The 16,430-nt window shown below is 56.5% G+C and carries 16 protein-coding genes; 9 read left to right on the top strand and 7 right to left on the bottom strand.

Features of this window, described 5'->3' with window-relative positions; all coding sequences use genetic code 11:
* Positions 1–161 precede the first annotated feature (161 nt).
* Complete coding sequence (gene msrB, locus PGS10_RS20955) at positions 162–575, top strand: peptide-methionine (R)-S-oxide reductase MsrB (RefSeq protein ID WP_045393286.1); 414 nt, start codon at positions 162–164, stop codon at positions 573–575.
* A gap of 41 nt (positions 576–616) precedes the next feature.
* Complete coding sequence (locus PGS10_RS20950; protein ID WP_015366149.1) at positions 617–895, top strand: YeaC family protein; 279 nt, start codon at positions 617–619, stop codon at positions 893–895.
* A 79-nt stretch (positions 896–974) separates the two neighbouring features.
* On the opposite strand, the gene PGS10_RS20945 is transcribed toward PGS10_RS20950, so the two are convergent.
* From PGS10_RS20945 to sppA, 4 genes are all read right to left on the bottom strand, one after another.
* Positions 975–2,231 carry a glycoside hydrolase family 18 protein gene (locus PGS10_RS20945; protein WP_316423434.1) on the bottom strand — a complete coding sequence of 419 codons (1,257 nt, stop codon included), beginning with the start codon at positions 2,229–2,231 and terminating at the stop codon, positions 975–977.
* Positions 2,232–2,403: 172 nt separating this feature from the next.
* The gene (pncA, locus tag PGS10_RS20940; protein WP_045393282.1) at positions 2,404–3,045 is read right to left on the bottom strand and encodes a bifunctional nicotinamidase/pyrazinamidase; all 642 of its coding nucleotides are present in this window, start codon (positions 3,043–3,045) and stop codon (positions 2,404–2,406) included.
* A 10-nt stretch (positions 3,046–3,055) separates the two neighbouring features.
* The gene (gene ansA, locus PGS10_RS20935; RefSeq protein WP_045393280.1) at positions 3,056–4,072 is read right to left on the bottom strand and encodes an asparaginase; all 1,017 of its coding nucleotides are present in this window, start codon (positions 4,070–4,072) and stop codon (positions 3,056–3,058) included.
* A 140-nt stretch (positions 4,073–4,212) separates the two neighbouring features.
* Positions 4,213–6,066 carry a signal peptide peptidase SppA gene (sppA, locus tag PGS10_RS20930; protein WP_213797713.1) on the bottom strand — a complete coding sequence of 618 codons (1,854 nt, stop codon included), beginning with the start codon at positions 6,064–6,066 and terminating at the stop codon, positions 4,213–4,215.
* Positions 6,067–6,230: 164 nt separating this feature from the next.
* On the opposite strand from sppA, the gene PGS10_RS20925 reads away from it, so the two are divergent.
* On the top strand, positions 6,231–6,782 hold the full coding sequence (locus PGS10_RS20925) for an NAD(P)H nitroreductase (RefSeq protein ID WP_047045108.1): 552 nt from the start codon (positions 6,231–6,233) through the stop codon (positions 6,780–6,782).
* Between the two features lie 218 nt (positions 6,783–7,000).
* Here the strand turns inward: PGS10_RS20925 and phoC are convergent, their stop codons facing one another.
* Positions 7,001–7,747: an acid phosphatase PhoC gene (phoC, locus tag PGS10_RS20920; RefSeq protein WP_015705781.1), complete on the bottom strand. Its 747-nt coding sequence runs from the start codon at positions 7,745–7,747 to the stop codon at positions 7,001–7,003.
* Between the two features lie 226 nt (positions 7,748–7,973).
* On the opposite strand from phoC, the gene selD reads away from it, so the two are divergent.
* From selD to PGS10_RS20895, 5 genes are all read left to right on the top strand, one after another.
* The gene (selD, locus tag PGS10_RS20915; protein WP_045360482.1) at positions 7,974–9,017 is read left to right on the top strand and encodes a selenide, water dikinase SelD; all 1,044 of its coding nucleotides are present in this window, start codon (positions 7,974–7,976) and stop codon (positions 9,015–9,017) included.
* A gap of 4 nt (positions 9,018–9,021) precedes the next feature.
* Positions 9,022–10,971 (top strand): DNA topoisomerase III, encoded by a 1,950-nt coding sequence (locus tag PGS10_RS20910; RefSeq protein ID WP_015366158.1) that lies wholly within the window; start codon positions 9,022–9,024, stop codon positions 10,969–10,971.
* 139 nt (positions 10,972–11,110) lie between these two features.
* Positions 11,111–11,830 (top strand): PA1136 family autoinducer-binding transcriptional regulator, encoded by a 720-nt coding sequence (locus PGS10_RS20905; protein ID WP_227508626.1) that lies wholly within the window; start codon positions 11,111–11,113, stop codon positions 11,828–11,830.
* Positions 11,831–11,862: 32 nt separating this feature from the next.
* Positions 11,863–12,714 (top strand): glyoxalase III HchA, encoded by an 852-nt coding sequence (gene hchA / locus PGS10_RS20900; RefSeq protein WP_047045104.1) that lies wholly within the window; start codon positions 11,863–11,865, stop codon positions 12,712–12,714.
* 26 nt (positions 12,715–12,740) lie between these two features.
* Entirely contained in the window at positions 12,741–13,718 is a 978-nt protein-coding gene (locus PGS10_RS20895; protein ID WP_047045103.1) for an NAD(P)H-quinone oxidoreductase, read from the top strand.
* A gap of 43 nt (positions 13,719–13,761) precedes the next feature.
* Here the strand turns inward: PGS10_RS20895 and gdhA are convergent, their stop codons facing one another.
* Together gdhA and PGS10_RS20885 are read right to left on the bottom strand one after the other, a co-directional pair.
* Complete coding sequence (gdhA, locus tag PGS10_RS20890; protein WP_316423431.1) at positions 13,762–15,105, bottom strand: NADP-specific glutamate dehydrogenase; 1,344 nt, start codon at positions 15,103–15,105, stop codon at positions 13,762–13,764.
* A 193-nt stretch (positions 15,106–15,298) separates the two neighbouring features.
* On the bottom strand, positions 15,299–15,697 hold the full coding sequence (locus PGS10_RS20885) for a pyrimidine (deoxy)nucleoside triphosphate diphosphatase (RefSeq protein WP_045393266.1): 399 nt from the start codon (positions 15,695–15,697) through the stop codon (positions 15,299–15,301).
* Positions 15,698–15,797: 100 nt separating this feature from the next.
* On the opposite strand from PGS10_RS20885, the gene PGS10_RS20880 reads away from it, so the two are divergent.
* Positions 15,798–16,430: a CDP-alcohol phosphatidyltransferase family protein gene (locus tag PGS10_RS20880; RefSeq protein WP_316423430.1), complete on the top strand. Its 633-nt coding sequence runs from the start codon at positions 15,798–15,800 to the stop codon at positions 16,428–16,430.

The following is a 16,430-nucleotide window of genomic DNA, read 5'->3' as shown; positions in this document are numbered from 1 at the left end:
GGAATTTTAAAGGTCATATAAGATAAAAATGTGATTAGTATCACAATTATCTGGCTGCCTGATGGCATCGGATAAGTTTAGAACAAAAGTACAGGTTTCATTGTTAATGTTTTGTTAGAATCGACGGGTAAAGTTGCCCTTTCAAAGCGAGAAGTAATCACATGGCTAATAAACCATCTCCTGACGAGCTCAAACAAGAATTGAGCGAGATGCAGTTTTATGTGACGCAGAATCACGGTACCGAACCGCCGTTTACCGGTCGGTTGCTGCATAACAAAAAAGACGGCATCTACCACTGCCTGGTCTGCGATGCGCCGCTGTTTCACTCACAATCCAAGTATGACTCCGGCTGTGGCTGGCCGAGCTTCTATGAGCCGGTGAGCGACGACGCGATTCGTTATCTCAATGATTACTCCCACGGTATGCAGCGTACGGAAATTCGCTGTGGCAATTGCGATGCGCACCTGGGGCATGTCTTCCCGGATGGCCCGCAGCCGACCGGCGAGCGTTTTTGCGTCAATTCGGCCTCATTAAGCTTCACCGATGACCAAAACGGCGAGCGAACTAAAGGCTAAGAAACGATTCAGCAAATTATTCCAAGTCGGATGAGCAGAAGATGGATATCGAGCAAATTATTGCCAGTATGACGCCGGAACTGTACCAACGTTTAGCCACCGCGGTGGAGTTAGGAAAATGGCCGGACGGCGTTGCGCTGACCCCGGAACAAAAAGAAAACAGCATGCAGCTGGTGATGTTGTGGCAGGCGCGCAACAACACGGATGCGCAGCATATGACCATCGACACCAACGGTCAGATGGTGATGAAGAGCAAACAGCAATTGAAAGAGGATTTCGGAATCGTGCCGAAGCCGATTGCGACGTTCAAACCGCAGTAATCTGCTGCACTGAGCGCCCGGTTTAACCGGGCGGCTCTTTAAGTCACCCCGGTCGCGTCGTGCTTCCGGGGCTCGCGCTTTACTGCGTCTTGATACCTAGCGACTCGGCCAACTGTCGGGCAAGCTGGTTTTTATCATCTGCGCCATATTCCCAGAACATGCCGCCCGCTAACCCTTTGCTCTTGATGTAATCGGCTTTGATCGCCACCGAACGAGGGTTCTCGTAGGACAGGGCGAATAGCGCTTTGCCATCGGCTGATTTTACCGATAACCACGGCACCTTCGCTTCGTCATCCCAATGTTCAGTAAAGCGTTTCTGCGGATCGTTTAGTAGTTTGGCGACAATATCGTTGTATTTCACATAGGTATCTTTCCTCAGGTCATAACCCAGCGATTTAAACAACTCGATTTGCTGCGCCCCGAAGTAAGGTTGAGTGGCCGGGTTTTTCTGCGCATCCGGCTTACTCCAGTCGATGCCTGGCTCGACGGCACGTTTCGGTACCCGGCCATAGAAACCAATACCGAGATTCATTTGGCTGGGTTTGAGACCAGCAGCCAGATAGTTATTAACCACAAAATCGGCGCTGTATTTATCCGCTGCGGCCGCCGTCGGCCAGTGGCGGGAGTCATACAGATTGGAGTTGAAATATTGCGTGCCGTAGGCCATGTCGTAGGTCATCAGATTGATGTAATCCAGCTGCGGGGCGACCGCTTTCACGTCGACCCAGCTTTTTGGACTTTCAACATTAGCGCCCACGGCGATGGTCACCAGTTTCTTAGTGCCAACGGCGGCACGCAGTTCTTTAAGCAACGCGGTAAAGTTATCGCGATCCGCCGGTTGGCTAGCCACTAATCTCCAGGCGCCGTTAACCGGAAATTCCCAGTCAAGATCGATGCCATCAAGGCCATACTGGTTAATGACCTGCTGAACCGAACGAATAAACACCGCCCGGCTTTCCGGCGTGGCTGCCGCGCCGGAAAATCCACGCGCGCCCCAGCCGCCGACGGAGAGCAGGACTTTTAGATCCGGGTTTTGCTGACGTAGCGCCGGCAGTTTTTGTAAATCCGCCTGTACTTTCGGCGACAGCCAGATTTGATGGAGATGGTCAGGATCTTTCAGCGCGTCGTTGGTCTCGTCTTTTTCATCGTTGTAGATAAGGCCGAACGAGTAGTTAAGATGGGTTATTTGTCGGACATCAAGCTTGTCGATATCGCCGCCGGGGCCTGCGGTGACGTCGCCGCCGCCGTTAAAGTAGCCGACCGACATGTAAGATTGCGCGGAAACGACAGAGGCGCAGAGCAGGGGTAATGCTGCCAGCAAGGGCAAAAGTTTCATCGGAGTTCCTCTTTGACAATAATAAAAATGCACACGCCACGGAAATGGCGTGGCGAAAAAACAGCCTGCCCACAGTATCAGCCCTTATCCGGGGAAACTGCGAGACAGCTCAATTTATCGAGGTCAACGAGGCGGTAAATACCGCCCGGCGTGAGGCACGCCGGGCGAGACGTCAGGGCTGAGTTTCCAGCCAGTCATCGAGGGTGTAGAGCGTGGCTCCGGCGGCGGCCATGTCCATAAAGGCAACGGCGCTGTCCTGCGGCTGCAGGTTGACACCGCGACAGCCGTCGGTGATAACGTTAACGGTGTAGCCCAAATCCAGCGCATCGAGCACGGTAAATTTAACGCAGTAATCCGTCGCGAGGCCAAGAATGTTCAGCTCCGTCACGCCGTGCGCGCGTAGCCAGCCATCCAGTTCGGTTTTCTGCCGGTGACCGTTGTCGAAAAACGCGCTGTAGCTGTCGATTGCCGGGTTTTGCCCTTTATGAAACACGGCGTTGATGGCCTGCTGTTTCAGTAACGGGTGCAGCGCGGCGCCATCGCTATGCTGCACGCAGTGATCGGGCCAGAAAGTCTGCGGCAGGCCATCAAGCTCGCCCTGGGCATAGGGTTCTGCCTGATGCTGGCTGGCAAAGCTGCCGTGGTTGGCCGGATGCCAGTCCTGGCTTGCGATGATGGCGTCGCCGCGCGCCAGGCTCCAGTCGATCAGCTGATTTGCGATATCAATGGTGCTATCGCCTTCGGGGACGGCTAGCGCGCCGCCGGCGCAGAAATCGTTTTGCAGGTCGACCAATAGCAGTGCGCGGTGGCTCATAGCATGCTCCTTATTCATCGGGGGTCAGCTCGCCGCGCAGGTTTTGCTGCATGGCGTTTCGAATGGCCGCACCATCAAGGTTCTGACTGAGCAGATAGTGTAGCTTGGTCAGCGTCGCTTCCACGGTCATATCAAAACCGCTAATGACACCGGCCTGCGCCAGTGCGTTGCCGGTGGCGTAGCCGCCCATATTCACCTTACCCGACATGCATTGCGTCAGATTCACCACCACGATACCGCGCTGGCTGGCTTCCGCCAGGACCTGAATAAACTCGCCGTTCTGCGGCGCATTGCCTACGCCATAAGAGCGCAGGATCAGCGCTTTCACCGGCTGACGCAGGAAGTTACGCACCACATCGGCAGAAATCCCCGGATAGATGGTGACCACGCCGATCGGCTGCGGCGTAATCGGGTGAACGATCAGCTCGCCATTTCCGTGCGGCGCCGGCGGGGTACCGAGACGGCGGATATGGATGCCGGCCTCCAGCAGTGGCGCGAGGTTTGGCGAAGCAAAGGCATCAAAACCGTCTGCGTGGGCCTTAGTCGTGCGGTTGCCGCGATACAAACGATTATTGAAGAACAGCGAAACTTCGTTGATGGGATAGTTGGCGGCGACGTACAGCGCATTGAGCAAATTGATTTGCCCATCGGAACGCAGCTCGGCTAGCGGGATTTGTGACCCTGTCACAATCACCGGCTTACCTAAGTTCTCCAGCATGAACGACAGCGCCGAAGCGGTGAAGGCCATGGTATCGGTGCCGTGCAGGATAACAAAGCCATCGTATTGGTCGTAGTGGTCGCGAATATCGTCAGCGATATGCTGCCAGTCTTCCGGCGTCATATCAGACGAATCCATCAACGGCGCATATTCATGAATAGTGAAGTCCGGCATCTCCGGGCGGTGGAACTCGGGCATCAGCGCCAGCTGGCGCTGCAGGTGGCCGGAAACGGGGATATAACCGTGATCGGAGCGCTGCATACCGATGGTCCCACCGGTGTAGGCAACGTAAATCGATTTCTTTTGCATAGCATCGCTTAGGTTGGATGTGAACAGGCGCAGTATAAAGTGGCAGGCAAAAAAATAAAGCGCTAACCCTGGGAGTTGCAGAGAAGCGCTTGAATTTAATGTCGTTGAAACGCTGCCCCACGGCGGGGGCAGACGGGGGATTAACGAATATTGGCGCAGGTCAGACAGAAGGCATAGCGATTCTGCGGATCGTTAAATGCCGCCAGTTTATCGCTTTCCGTTTTCACAACGTCCGCGGCTGCCGCAACCGGCGCAGGCAGGTATGCCTGGATGGCGGCCGGCAGAGCCGCGCGCACTGAACCGGTCAGGCTATCCATCACCATCGCGAAGAACGTTGGTTCTTCCTGGTACCAGGTGATATGCCACTGTTTCAGTTTCGCCAGCTCCGCGGCTTTCGCCACCGCGTCGTCGAAATCGCCGAGGCTATCCACCAGACCGTTGGCCTTGGCGTCTTCACCGGTCCAGACGTGGCCTTGCGCGATTTGGTCAATCTTCTCCGGTGTGCTCTTACGCGCGTTAGCCACCAGGGTGATAAAGCGCTTATAGCCGTTTTCGATGCTCAGCTGTATTAACTGCTTCACTTCCGGCGGCAGCGATTTGGTGGTTGAGACATCGGCCAACGGCGAGGTGGCGACGCCATCGGTATGGACGCCAATTGAACCGAGCGTATTTTCCACCGTGTTAATCACGCCAAAGATACCGATGGAGCCGGTAAGGGTGCTCGGGTTCGCCACGATGTAATCCGCAGGGGTGGAGATCCAGTAACCGCCGGATGCCGCCATGCCGCCCATTGAGACCACCACCGGTTTACCCGCCGCTTTCGCCGCCGCCAGTTCTTCGCGGATGACCTCCGAGGCGCTGACGCTGCCGCCAGGACTGTTGACGCGCAGAACGATCGCTTTCACTTTCGGATCCAGGCGCGCGTCGCGGATTTGCGCCGCGGTGGTATCGCCGCCGACGTTACCCGGCGTTTCTTCACCATCCATGATGGCGCCGTTCGCAAAGATAACCGCTACCGCTGAACCCTGTTCAGCAGGCGCTTTGACGTTGTAATCGTAGTAGCTGATGGCGCGATAGTTGTTATCCGCTTTGCTCCAGCCAAACTGCTTAGTCAGCGCCTTTTCCACTTCCGTCGAGGTGGCCAGCTCGTCGACCAGCTTGTTATCCAGCGCGTATTTCGCGGTATCGCCATCGACTTTACGAAGGCCGTCGATCACGCCCTGAGCGCCGGGGAACAGCTGCTGCGCGGTGATCTGGCGGTTAGCGGCAATAGTGTTGAGATAGTTCTGCCACAGTTCGCCGATCCAACGGCTGTCCGCTTCACGCGCAGCCGGCGACATGTCGTCGCGAATAAACGGCTCGACGGCGGATTTGTAGGTACCGACGCGGAAAACGTGGGTCGAGACTTTCAGTTTATCCAGCAGCGATTTGTAGTACAGACCGTTGGTGGCAAAGCCGTGTAGGTCGACTTCACCCTGCGGCGAGAGCCAAATTTTATTTGCGAAGCTCGCCAGGTAGTATTGCCCCTGGGTGTAGCTGCTGCCGACGGCATATACCGGTTTACCGCTGTCGCGGAACTCGCGTAGCGCTTTACCGATGTACTGCATCGAAGGCTGATCGCCGCCGACGAAGTTTTTCAGATCCAGTACGATACCGGTGATATTACGGTCGTCTTTCGCCTGGCGAATCGTCTGTACGATATCGAACAGTGAGTTCTCCTGCAGACGATCGGAACTGGCGCCGAACAGCTGGCGACCGATGACTCCCAGTTTGCTGCTGGCGGAAGGCTTATCAACTACCACGCCGGTGATGTTCATCAGCAGCGCGCCGCGTGCGGTATGTTCCGCGGTGCTGCTGCTAAACTGCGCCCAGATGCCGACGCAAATCAGCACCAGTGCCAGGAACACCAGGTTCAGCGCGAATTGGCGAATGAAATTGAGTATTCGCCATGTCCATTTAAAAAATCCGGCAAGAAATCGCCAAAGGGTTCGCATGTATTCTCCCTAATATTTTGATGATGGGTCAGCCGCAGGGGCTGCCGCGTCTGGCTATCCTAAAGAGAGTGCCGACGCTTGTCAGCAGGAATCACCCATCGGGCTGTAACAAAATCCATGCGCATGTTAATTTTATGCAAAATGACATCACAGGAGTTACACAGATGGATGCTCTCGAACTACTGGTAAATCGCCGCAGCGCGTCGCGCCTGACCGACCCGGCTCCGGCTGGCGAACAGCTGGAAAATATCCTTCATGCGGGGATGCGCGCGCCGGATCACGGTACGTTACAGCCGTGGCGGTTCTTTATTATTGCCGATGATGGTCGCGAACGCTTTAGTCAACTGCTGGAAAAAGGGGCGATGGCCGCCGGGCAGGATGAAAAAGCCATTGAAAAAGCACGCAATGCGCCGTTTCGCGCACCGTTGATTATCGCGGTGGTCGCGCGCTGCGAAGAGCATCCGAAGGTGCCGCAGTGGGAACAGGAGATGTCCGCCGGATGCGCGGTGATGGCGATGCAAATGGCCGCAGTGGCGCAGGGCTTTAACGGTATCTGGCGTAGCGGCGCGTTAACCGAGAGTCCGGTTGTCCGCGAAGGCTTTGGCTGCCGCGAGCAGGACAAAATTGTCGGTTTCCTTTACCTCGGCACGCCGCAGTTAAAAGCAGCAACCACGTTTGCGCGACCGGATACCGCGCCGTTCGTCACGCGCTTCTGAGTCAACGCTTGTTACGCCGGGTGGCGGCTGGCGCCTTACCCGGCCTACGGGGCGTGCGGCCTGCCTTTAATTTATTCACCATGCTGGCTGAAACTACTGATGCTGGCTATCTCAAAATCCCCGGTGGCGCTGCCGCTTACCGGGGCTACAGCGCTTTGCGATTTGGTAGCCCGGAGAAGGCGCAGCGCGCCGCCTCCGGGAATGCAAAGGCGATGACGTTACTTCTGCGTTTTGGCGAATTCATCTTTGGCTTTCTGCAACTGCTGCTGGAAAGCCGGATTGGTATGCAGGGTCGCTACAACCGCCGAGCCGACAATACGCGCCGCATCGACGTCGCTCTGCCAATGATAGCCGCAGATAACCCGGCTTTCGCCCAGCTCATAGCCGCGCTTGAGAATTTCGTTTTGTCGTTGCGGGTTGATCTCCGCCAGTACCAGCGCGGTTGCCCAACCGATTGAGGTGTGACCGGAAGGATAAGAGCCGTTTTTCGACAGCTTGTCCTGCTCGGTGGTGTTACAGGTTGAGACGCCGTAGAACGCAAACGGGCGAATGCGCATATATTTTTCTTTCGCGCTGCGGGTGGCCAGATCGCCGGCATCCTCAATCATATTCGTCAGCAGCTTATGCAGCTGCGGCGCGTCTTTTTCGGTGATGGGCGAACCAAAGGCGCTGGAGAAGGCATTCGCCACGCCGCCGGCGCTAAGGTTGGCATCTTCAGCCGCCAGTTTACCGCGTTCGGTATTGCGCAGCAGTCGTCCTTTCTCATACATCGCCTGATCGTTTAAAAATGCGATACTGCCAACTTCCGGCGGCGGCGGCAGCAGCGCCAAGCTATCGATGGCCTGGGCATTTTTCAGATAATAGAGATCGGGTTTGGTTGTCGCATCGTTGCCGGCAGGGACCAGTGCGAAAGCGTTAACGGAAAACAGGCTGGCGAGGCAGAGGGCGAGAACGCGCTTTTTCATCTACATTTCCTTACGGTGTTATATGTCCAGAACAATGGTTTTGTTTTTAGTCACATTTTTGTCATCTGTAAGTAAAAGTTAAAATCACATTGAAAAAATTGTTCGGTATCGCAAAAACGCATATTTGTCTGCTTAATGAGCAACCACTCGCGATTTCGGACTGTCGCACTTATCACCTTGCCGTTTGGGCGCTACCATAGCGGGATTGCAATGACAGGAGATGTCCATGAGCGAGCAAGCTATTCGTTTAACGCAATACAGCCACGGAGCCGGTTGCGGTTGTAAAATTTCCCCCAAAGTGCTGGAAACCATTCTGCATAGCGAGCAGGCGAAGTTTGTCGACCCGAACCTGCTTGTCGGCAACGAAACCAGCGATGATGCGGCGGTCTACGATCTGGGTAACGGGACGTCGATCATCAGCACCACCGATTTTTTCATGCCGATCGTCGATAATCCTTTTGATTTTGGCCGTATCGCGGCGACTAACGCCATCAGCGACATTTTCGCCATGGGCGGCAAACCGATTATGGCGATTGCGATACTTGGCTGGCCAATCAACACGCTGGCGCCGGAGATTGCTCGCGAAGTGGTTGAAGGCGGGCGTTTTGCCTGCCAGCAGGCCGGAATTGCGCTGGCGGGCGGTCACTCCATCGATGCGCCGGAACCGATTTTCGGGCTCGCGGTGACCGGCGTGGTACCAACCGAACGTATCAAGAAAAATAGCACCGCGCAGGCGGGCTGTAAGCTGTATCTGACCAAACCACTGGGCATTGGCGTGCTGACTACCGCCGAGAAGAAATCGCTGCTGAAGCCGGAACATCAGGGGCTGGCGACGGAGACCATGTGCCAGATGAACCTTGCCGGCGCCGCATTTGCCAATATCGAAGGGGTAAAAGCGATGACGGACGTCACCGGTTTCGGTCTGCTGGGGCATCTCAGCGAAGTCTGCCGCGGCGCGGGCGTTCAGGCGCAGCTAAATTACGCCGATATCCCGAAACTGCCGGGCGTTGAAGCCTATATCGCCGCCGGAGCGGTGCCGGGCGGCACCGGGCGCAACTTTGCCAGCTACGGTCATTTGATGGGCGAGATGCCGGCGGAATGGCGCGATCTGCTGTGCGATCCGCAAACTTCCGGCGGCCTGCTGCTGGCGGTAACGCCGGAAGCTGAAGCCGAAGTCCAGGCCGCTGCCGCGGAATTTGGCATCAAGCTGGCCGCCATTGGCGAGCTGGTAACCGCCCGCGGCGGGCGTCCAATGATCGAGATCCGTTGATTAGATGCGGTTGTTTATTGCAGAAAAACCGAGTCTCGGTCGCGCTATCGCCGATGTGTTGCCAAAACCGCATCGCAAAGGCGATGGTTTTATTGAGTGCGGCAACGGGCAGGTGGTCACCTGGTGTATCGGCCACCTGCTGGAGCAGGCGCAGCCGGATGTTTACGACGGCCGCTATGCGCGCTGGAATCTGCTCGACCTGCCCATCGTTCCGGAAAAGTGGCAACTACAACCAAAACCGTCGGTCACAAAACAGCTGAACGTCATCAAGCGCTTGCTTGGCGAGGCGCAGGAAGTGGTTCATGCGGGTGACCCGGATAGAGAAGGGCAACTGCTGGTCGATGAAGTGCTGGACTACCTGCAGCTGGCGCCGGAAAAGCGCCAGCAGGTGCAGCGTTGCCTGATTAACGACCTTAACCCACAGGCGGTTGAACGGGCGATTAACCGCCTGCGCGCGAATAGCGAGTTTGTCCCGCTGTGCGTGTCGGCGCTGGCCCGCGCTCGCGCCGACTGGCTGTATGGCATCAACATGACCCGCGCCTACACCATTCTCGGGCGTAATGCCGGCTATCAGGGAGTGTTGTCGGTTGGCCGCGTACAGACGCCGGTATTGGGGCTGGTAGTCCGTCGCGATGAAGAGATTGAAAACTTCGTCGCCAAAGATTTCTTTGACGTCAAAGCGCATATTGTCACGCCGCAAGACGAGCGGTTTATCGCCACCTGGGTGCCAAGCGAAGCCTGCGAACCCTATCAGGATGAAGAGGGGCGTTTACTGCATCGTCCGCTGGCCGAGCATGTCGTTAAACGCATAGAAGGGCAGCCGGCAATCGTAACCGGCTATAACGATAAACGCGATTCCGAACCGGCGCCGCTGCCGTTTTCGCTGTCGGCGTTGCAGATTGAGGCGGCGAAACGCTTCGGCTTCAGCGCGCAGAACGTGCTGGATATCTGCCAGAAGCTGTATGAGACCCATAAGCTAATTACCTATCCGCGTTCGGATAGCCGCTATCTGCCGGAAGAACACTTTGCTGGCCGCCATGCGGTACTGAACGCGATTAGCGTCCATGCGCCGGATCTGCTACCGCAGCCGGTGATGGATCCGGAGATCCGCAACCGCTGCTGGGATGATAAAAAGGTCGATGCGCACCACGCGATTATCCCGACCGCGCGCAGCAGTCAGGTCAAACTCAACGATAACGAAGAGAAGGTGTACAACCTGATCGCTCGTCAGTATCTGATGCAGTTCTGCCCGGATGCGGTATTCCGCAAGTGCCAGATTGACCTTGATATTGCTAACGGCAAATTTGTCGCTAAGGCGCGCTTCCTCGCCGAAGCGGGCTGGCGCGCGCTGCTTGGCAACAAAGAGCGCGACGAAGAGAACGACGGTACGCCGCTGCCGGTGGTCGCCAAAGGCGATGAGCTATTGTGCGAAAAAGGTGAAGTGGTGGAGCGACAGACCCAGCCGCCGCGCCACTTTACCGACGCGACGCTACTGTCGGCGATGACCGGTATTGCCCGCTTTGTGCAGGATAAAGAACTGAAAAAGATCCTCCGCGCAACCGACGGTCTGGGGACGGAAGCGACCCGTGCAGGGATTATCGAGCTGCTGTTTAAGCGCGGTTTCCTGAATAAAAAGGGGCGCTATATCCACTCATCGGACGCCGGTCGGGCGCTAATCCATTCCCTGCCGGAAATGGCCGCGCGCCCGGATATGACCGCCCATTGGGAGTCGGTATTGACGCAAATCAGCGAAAAACAGTGCCGCTATCAGGACTTTATGCAGCCGCTGGTAGGGACGCTTTTCCAGCTTATCGATCAGGCGCGGAGCACGCCGGTGCGCCAGTTCCGCGGGCTGGTTGCGCCAGGCGGAGCGAAAAAATCGTTTAGTAAAGGGAAGGGTAAGCCGAAAGGCAAAAAGCCGGCGGCGGATATCGCGCCGGAAAGTCCGCAATAATGTCTCCGCCCCTCGCCACGGAGGGGCTTAGCTAAAACGCCCTTCCGCCTGAGGGCGCTTAACCCGGTTGAGGGTTTTCCCGCATATCATTTCCGCCTCCCTGCTCTAAAATAGGGTCATTGATGTTAAAGAAGGGATGATGATGGCAAACGATCCAATGGACAGTATCCTCAAAATCAGATCGGTCAGCACCATGGCTGAACTGCAACGACACGTCAGAAACGTGATGTCCGCTTTTGGCTATGACCGGATCGTACTATTTTCTATTTCCCCACTACGTACTCCCTATATTGAACGCATTTACTGGATTGAAGGGCACTGGTTTGACGATGAGGTAGATGAACAAACCTACCTGCAGCGCTGTCCGGTCAACCAGCATTTCATCCATACCTCCCGGCCATTTTTGTGGCGAAAAACCGGTAGTGACACGGCCAGCAGTGAGTATCAAATTGTCGACGTTCCCTTGAAAGGCGCGCTTCATGGCATGCAGATCCCCATTTTCGGCCGCACGGGGATTGAAGGGGCGCTGAGCCTTGGCGGCATGGCCATCGACGCTTCTCCACGAGCCGAAATGCTGCTGATGTTACTGGGCATAGAGGCATTTCATTGCGCGCGGAGATTGTTGAGCTCTGTTGAGGAAGGTAACGCAACCGTACTGACCCGGAGAGAAATCGAAGTACTCACTCTGGTAGCCAAAGGGCTTAGGCAGGGAGACATTGCCGCCGTGCTGGGGATCTCTGAACGTACGGTGGAGAATCATTTGCGCCATGCGCGCGGTCGCCTGAGAGTGGTGACCACGGCGCAGGCCGTCCAGGTGGCGATGCTGAACGGTGAAATATCGCCGCCACACAGTGAATAATCGCTATATCCGCAGATGAAAAGGAAAAGATGATGAGCGAACAAATCAGTAAACAACCGCAAGTGGACCATGCTGAAGAGAATGCTTTTTTTCCTTCGGCCTATTCTCTCAGCCAGTTTACCAGCCCGGTGTCTGACCTCAGCGGCGCTGATTACACGCGGCGCTATAATGGACGGCGGAAAGTGCTGGTTATCGCCGCCGATGAACGTTATCTGCCTACCGATAACGGCGCGCTCTTTTCGACCGGTAATCATCCGGTAGAGACGCTGCTGCCGATGTACCATCTGCACGCCGCAGGTTTCGATTTTGATATTGCGACGCTCTCCGGGCAAATGGTCAAGTTTGAATACTGGGCGATGCCGCGCGAAGACCAAAAGATTATGCCGTTCTTCGAGCGTTATCTTCCGCAGTTCCGCCAGCCCCTGGCCCTTTCTGACGTCGTAGCGCAGCTGGATGCTGATAGCGATTATGCGGCGGTATTTATTCCCGGCGGCCACGGTGCGCTTATCGGCCTGCCGGAGAGCGAAGCCGTCGCCGAAACGCTGCGCTGGGCGATACGACACGATCGGTTTGTGATTTCGCTCTGTCACGGCCCGGCGGCGTTCCTCGCGTTACGACAGGGGGAGAATCCGTTAAACGGTTATGCTATTTGCGCGTTTCCGGATGCCGCCGATAAACAAACGCCTGATATCGGCTATATGCCCGGTCACCTGACCTGGTATTTTGGCGAAGCGTTAAAAGCAATGGGGCTTGAGATCGTAAACAGCGATATTAAAGGTCGTGTACATCAGGACCGTAAAGTACTGACCGGGGACAGCCCTTTTGCGGCGAATGCGCTCGGTCAGTTGGCGGCAAAAGCGTTGCTCGACGAATATGCAAAGTAACAGCAATCTGATGATGAGGGGGAGCAGTGAAGTATATCTCAATTAGTCAACCGGGCGGCCCGGAGGTTCTTCAGATTGGTGAAGGCGACATCCCCTCGGTCGGTGATAACGACGTCCTGATCCAGGTTAAAGCCGCTGGCGTCAATCGGCCGGATATCTTACAGCGACAGGGCGTTTATCCGATGCCGGAAGGGGTAACGCCGATACCCGGACTGGAAGTCGCTGGGGTGGTCGCGGCGGTAGGATCGCAGGTGACGGATTTTCATCCCGGCGATAAGGTTTGCGCCCTGACCAACGGCGGCGGCTATGCGGAGTATTGCGCGGTACCGGCGGGGCAAACGTTGCCAATACCGCCTGGGTTGAGTTTTAGCGAAGCGGCGGCGATACCTGAAACTTTCTTCACCGTGTGGGTGAACCTGTTTCAGATGGGCCGGGCGCAACCTCATGAAAGCGTCCTGATTCACGGCGGGGCCAGCGGCATCGGGACGACGGCGATCCTGTTGTGTCATGAGTTAGGTATGAAAGTCTATACCACCGTCGGGCAGGAAGAAAAAGTGGCGGCGCTGCGTCCTTATGCCACGGCCATCAATTATAAAACCGATGATTTCGCAGAGAAAATCACTCAGCTGACCGATGGTAAAGGCGTCGACGTTATTCTCGATATCGTGGGTGGACCCTATTTTAATCGTAACCTGGAACTGCTGAAACGAAACGGGCGGCTGGTTATTATCGGCTTTATGGGCGGGCGAATCGCCCATGATGTTGATATTCAAACCTTGATGCTCAAGCGCGCGACCGTGACCGGTTCAACGATGCGCGGCCGAAGCGCAGAAGAAAAAAGGCAGATCGCTCAGGCGTTGAAGGACCACGTCTGGCCGCTGCTGTCGCAGGGTAAATGTAAGCCGCTGATTTACGCCAGCTATCCGATGGCTGAAATCGCGCAGGCGCATGCCTGCCTCGATAGCGGTAATCATCTGGGGAAAGTGGTGATTACCATGGAGTAGAGTTGATATCCCCGACGCCGGGCGTCGGGGATAAAGACACAGATTAAATCACACCCTGCGCCAGCATGGCGTCAGCGACCTTGACGAAGCCGGCGATATTGGCACCGCGGACGTAGTTGGTCTGCTTCTCTTCACCGCCGTACTCGACGCAGGCGTGGTGAATATCCAACATAATGTGATGCAGACGCGCATCCACTTTCTCCGCTTTCCAGCCCATACGCGCGGCGTTTTGCGCCATTTCAAGGCCGGATGTGGCAACGCCGCCGGCGTTGGCTGCTTTGCCCGGCGCGAACAGCACGCCAGCGTCGAGGAACAGATCGGTGGCGGCAATGGTGGTGGGCATGTTGGCGCCTTCGGCAACCGCTTTAACGCCATTGGCGATCAGCATTTGCGCGGCATCGACATCCAGTTCGTTCTGGGTCGCGCACGGCAGCGCGATATCTACCGGCACTGACCACGGCTGCTGGCCTTCGAGGTAGGTCAGACCGAATTCGCGCGCGTAGTCGGCGACGCGGCCGTGGCTACGCTCTTTAATATCGATCAGGCGCGCCAGTTTCTCTTTAGTGAAGCCGGCTTCGTCTACCACCGTACCGTTGGAGTCGGAGGCGGTAATGACGCGCGCGCCGAATTCCATCGCTTTCTCAATGGCGAACTGCGCCACGTTGCCGGAGCCGGATACCGCGACGCGCATCCCTTCGAAGCCCAGACCGTGGCGCTTAATCATCGCTTCCGTAAAGTAAACCAGACCGTAACCGGTGGCCTCCGGGCGGATGAGACTGCCGCCGAAGGAGAGACCCTTGCCGGTGAAGACGCAGGCGCTGTTGTTGGAAAGTTTGCGCATCATGCCGGCCATAAAGCCGACTTCGCGGCCGCCAACGCCGATATCGCCCGCCGGAACGTCGGTATCCGGGCCGAGGTGACGATACAGTTCCGTCATCAAAGCCTGGCAGAAGCGCATCACTTCGCCGTCGCTTTTACCTTTCGGGTCGAAATCGCTGCCGCCTTTACCGCCGCCCATCGGCAGCGTGGTGAGGGCGTTTTTGAAGGTCTGTTCGAAGCCCAGGAACTTAAGGATCGACAGGTTGACCGACGGATGGAAACGCATACCACCTTTGTATGGGCCAATTGCGGAGTTGAACTGCACGCGCCAGGCGCGGTTAACCTGAACCTGATTGCGATCGTCAACCCAGACGACGCGGAACTGGATGACGCGCTCCGGTTCGACCAGGCGTTCCAGCAAATTGAGCTGACGATAGCGCGGATTCTGTTCAAGGAACGGCCACAGAGTGGTCATCACTTCGCGGACGGCCTGAGCGAATTCAGTTTGATGCGGGTCGCGCTGTTGAACGCGGGCGAGAAAACTTTCCAGAGTACACGCCTGATCCATAGATGTAATTTCCCCTTACGGTTGTGGTTGCTTGTTATTTTTTATACCCGGCCTTGAAAAAGCCGATTTTCCGACTATAGCACCGGAAATAGTTAGGCTGACAAGGAAAAATTGAGCGCGGAGAAAAATTTATAATCCGACGAGGGTCATAACTAAAAACGATGACCCAGGCCGGAGATGAGGGGGAGAGAAGCTAGCCTGCTTGTTGGTTTATAAAGGCATTCAGCAGAGGAATATCCGCTGGCGCCAGATCAAATTCTAATGCTTGCGACGGCGTACACCAGCGCAGTTCGCTATGGTAATGGGCGACGGGTTCACCGCTAAACTCGCCAACCCACCAGGCGTGCAGGTGGATCAAACGTCCGGACACTTCCCGCTGATGGCTGGCGATATATCGGGTTGGCCTCGCGACGATAGCCAACTCCTCTTCCAGCTCGCGCGCTAACGCCTGCGCCTGGCTTTCTCCGGGTTCGATCTTGCCGCCGGCGAACTCCCACAGCCCCGGCTGATCGGCATGCGGCGGGCGCTGCGCCAGGAGAATTTTGCCGTCGCGTTCGATAATCGCGGCGACGACATCAATGATTTTTTGCATAGTTGTCCTGAATCATTCAAATACCGGCCTTGCTTATAATGGCGTATTATCTCCGTCTTTCCCCTGTACCGACAACCTTTTAGCCTGATGGAGCGTCACCGTGCTTGATAGCCGCCTGCACCCCCGATTGAAGCCCGTACTGAATGCCATCGCCCGCGTGCTCGATCGCCCGGGGATCTCCCCTGACGGCCTGACGCTTTTCGGTTTTGCTATCGGCGTGCTGGCCCTGCTGTTTCTGGCGCTCGGCTGGTACGGCGCCGCGCTGGCGGCCATTTTGCTCAACCGGTTGCTGGATGGCCTGGATGGCGCGCTGGCGCGGCGGCGTGGCCTCAGCGATGCGGGCGGGTTTTTGGATATTTCGCTCGATTTTTTGTTTTACGCGCTGGTGCCGTTCGGTTTTATTGTCGCCGACCCGACGCAAAATGCGCTGGCGGGCGGCTGGCTGCTGTTTGCGTTTATCGGCACCGGCAGCAGCTTCCTGGCGTTTGCGACCCTTGCGGCAAAGCATCAGATTGCCAATCCGGGCTATGCGCATAAATCATTTTATTATCTTGGCGGGTTGACGGAAGGAACGGAGACGATCCTGCTATTTGTACTGTGTTGCCTGTTTCCGGCGCACTTTACCTGGCTGGCGTGGTGCTTCGGCGCGCTATGCTGGCTGACGACCTTCACCCGTATCTGGAGCGGCTACCTGACGCTGAGGGAGGCGCAAAGCCAGAACCTCCCTCAGTAG

Source organism: Klebsiella sp. 141153, from assembly GCF_032601995.1.
Lineage (GTDB): Bacteria > Pseudomonadota > Gammaproteobacteria > Enterobacterales > Enterobacteriaceae > Klebsiella > Klebsiella aerogenes.
The sequence above is the reverse complement of the archived record's forward strand: the minus strand, read 5'-3'. Positions and strand labels throughout refer to the sequence as shown.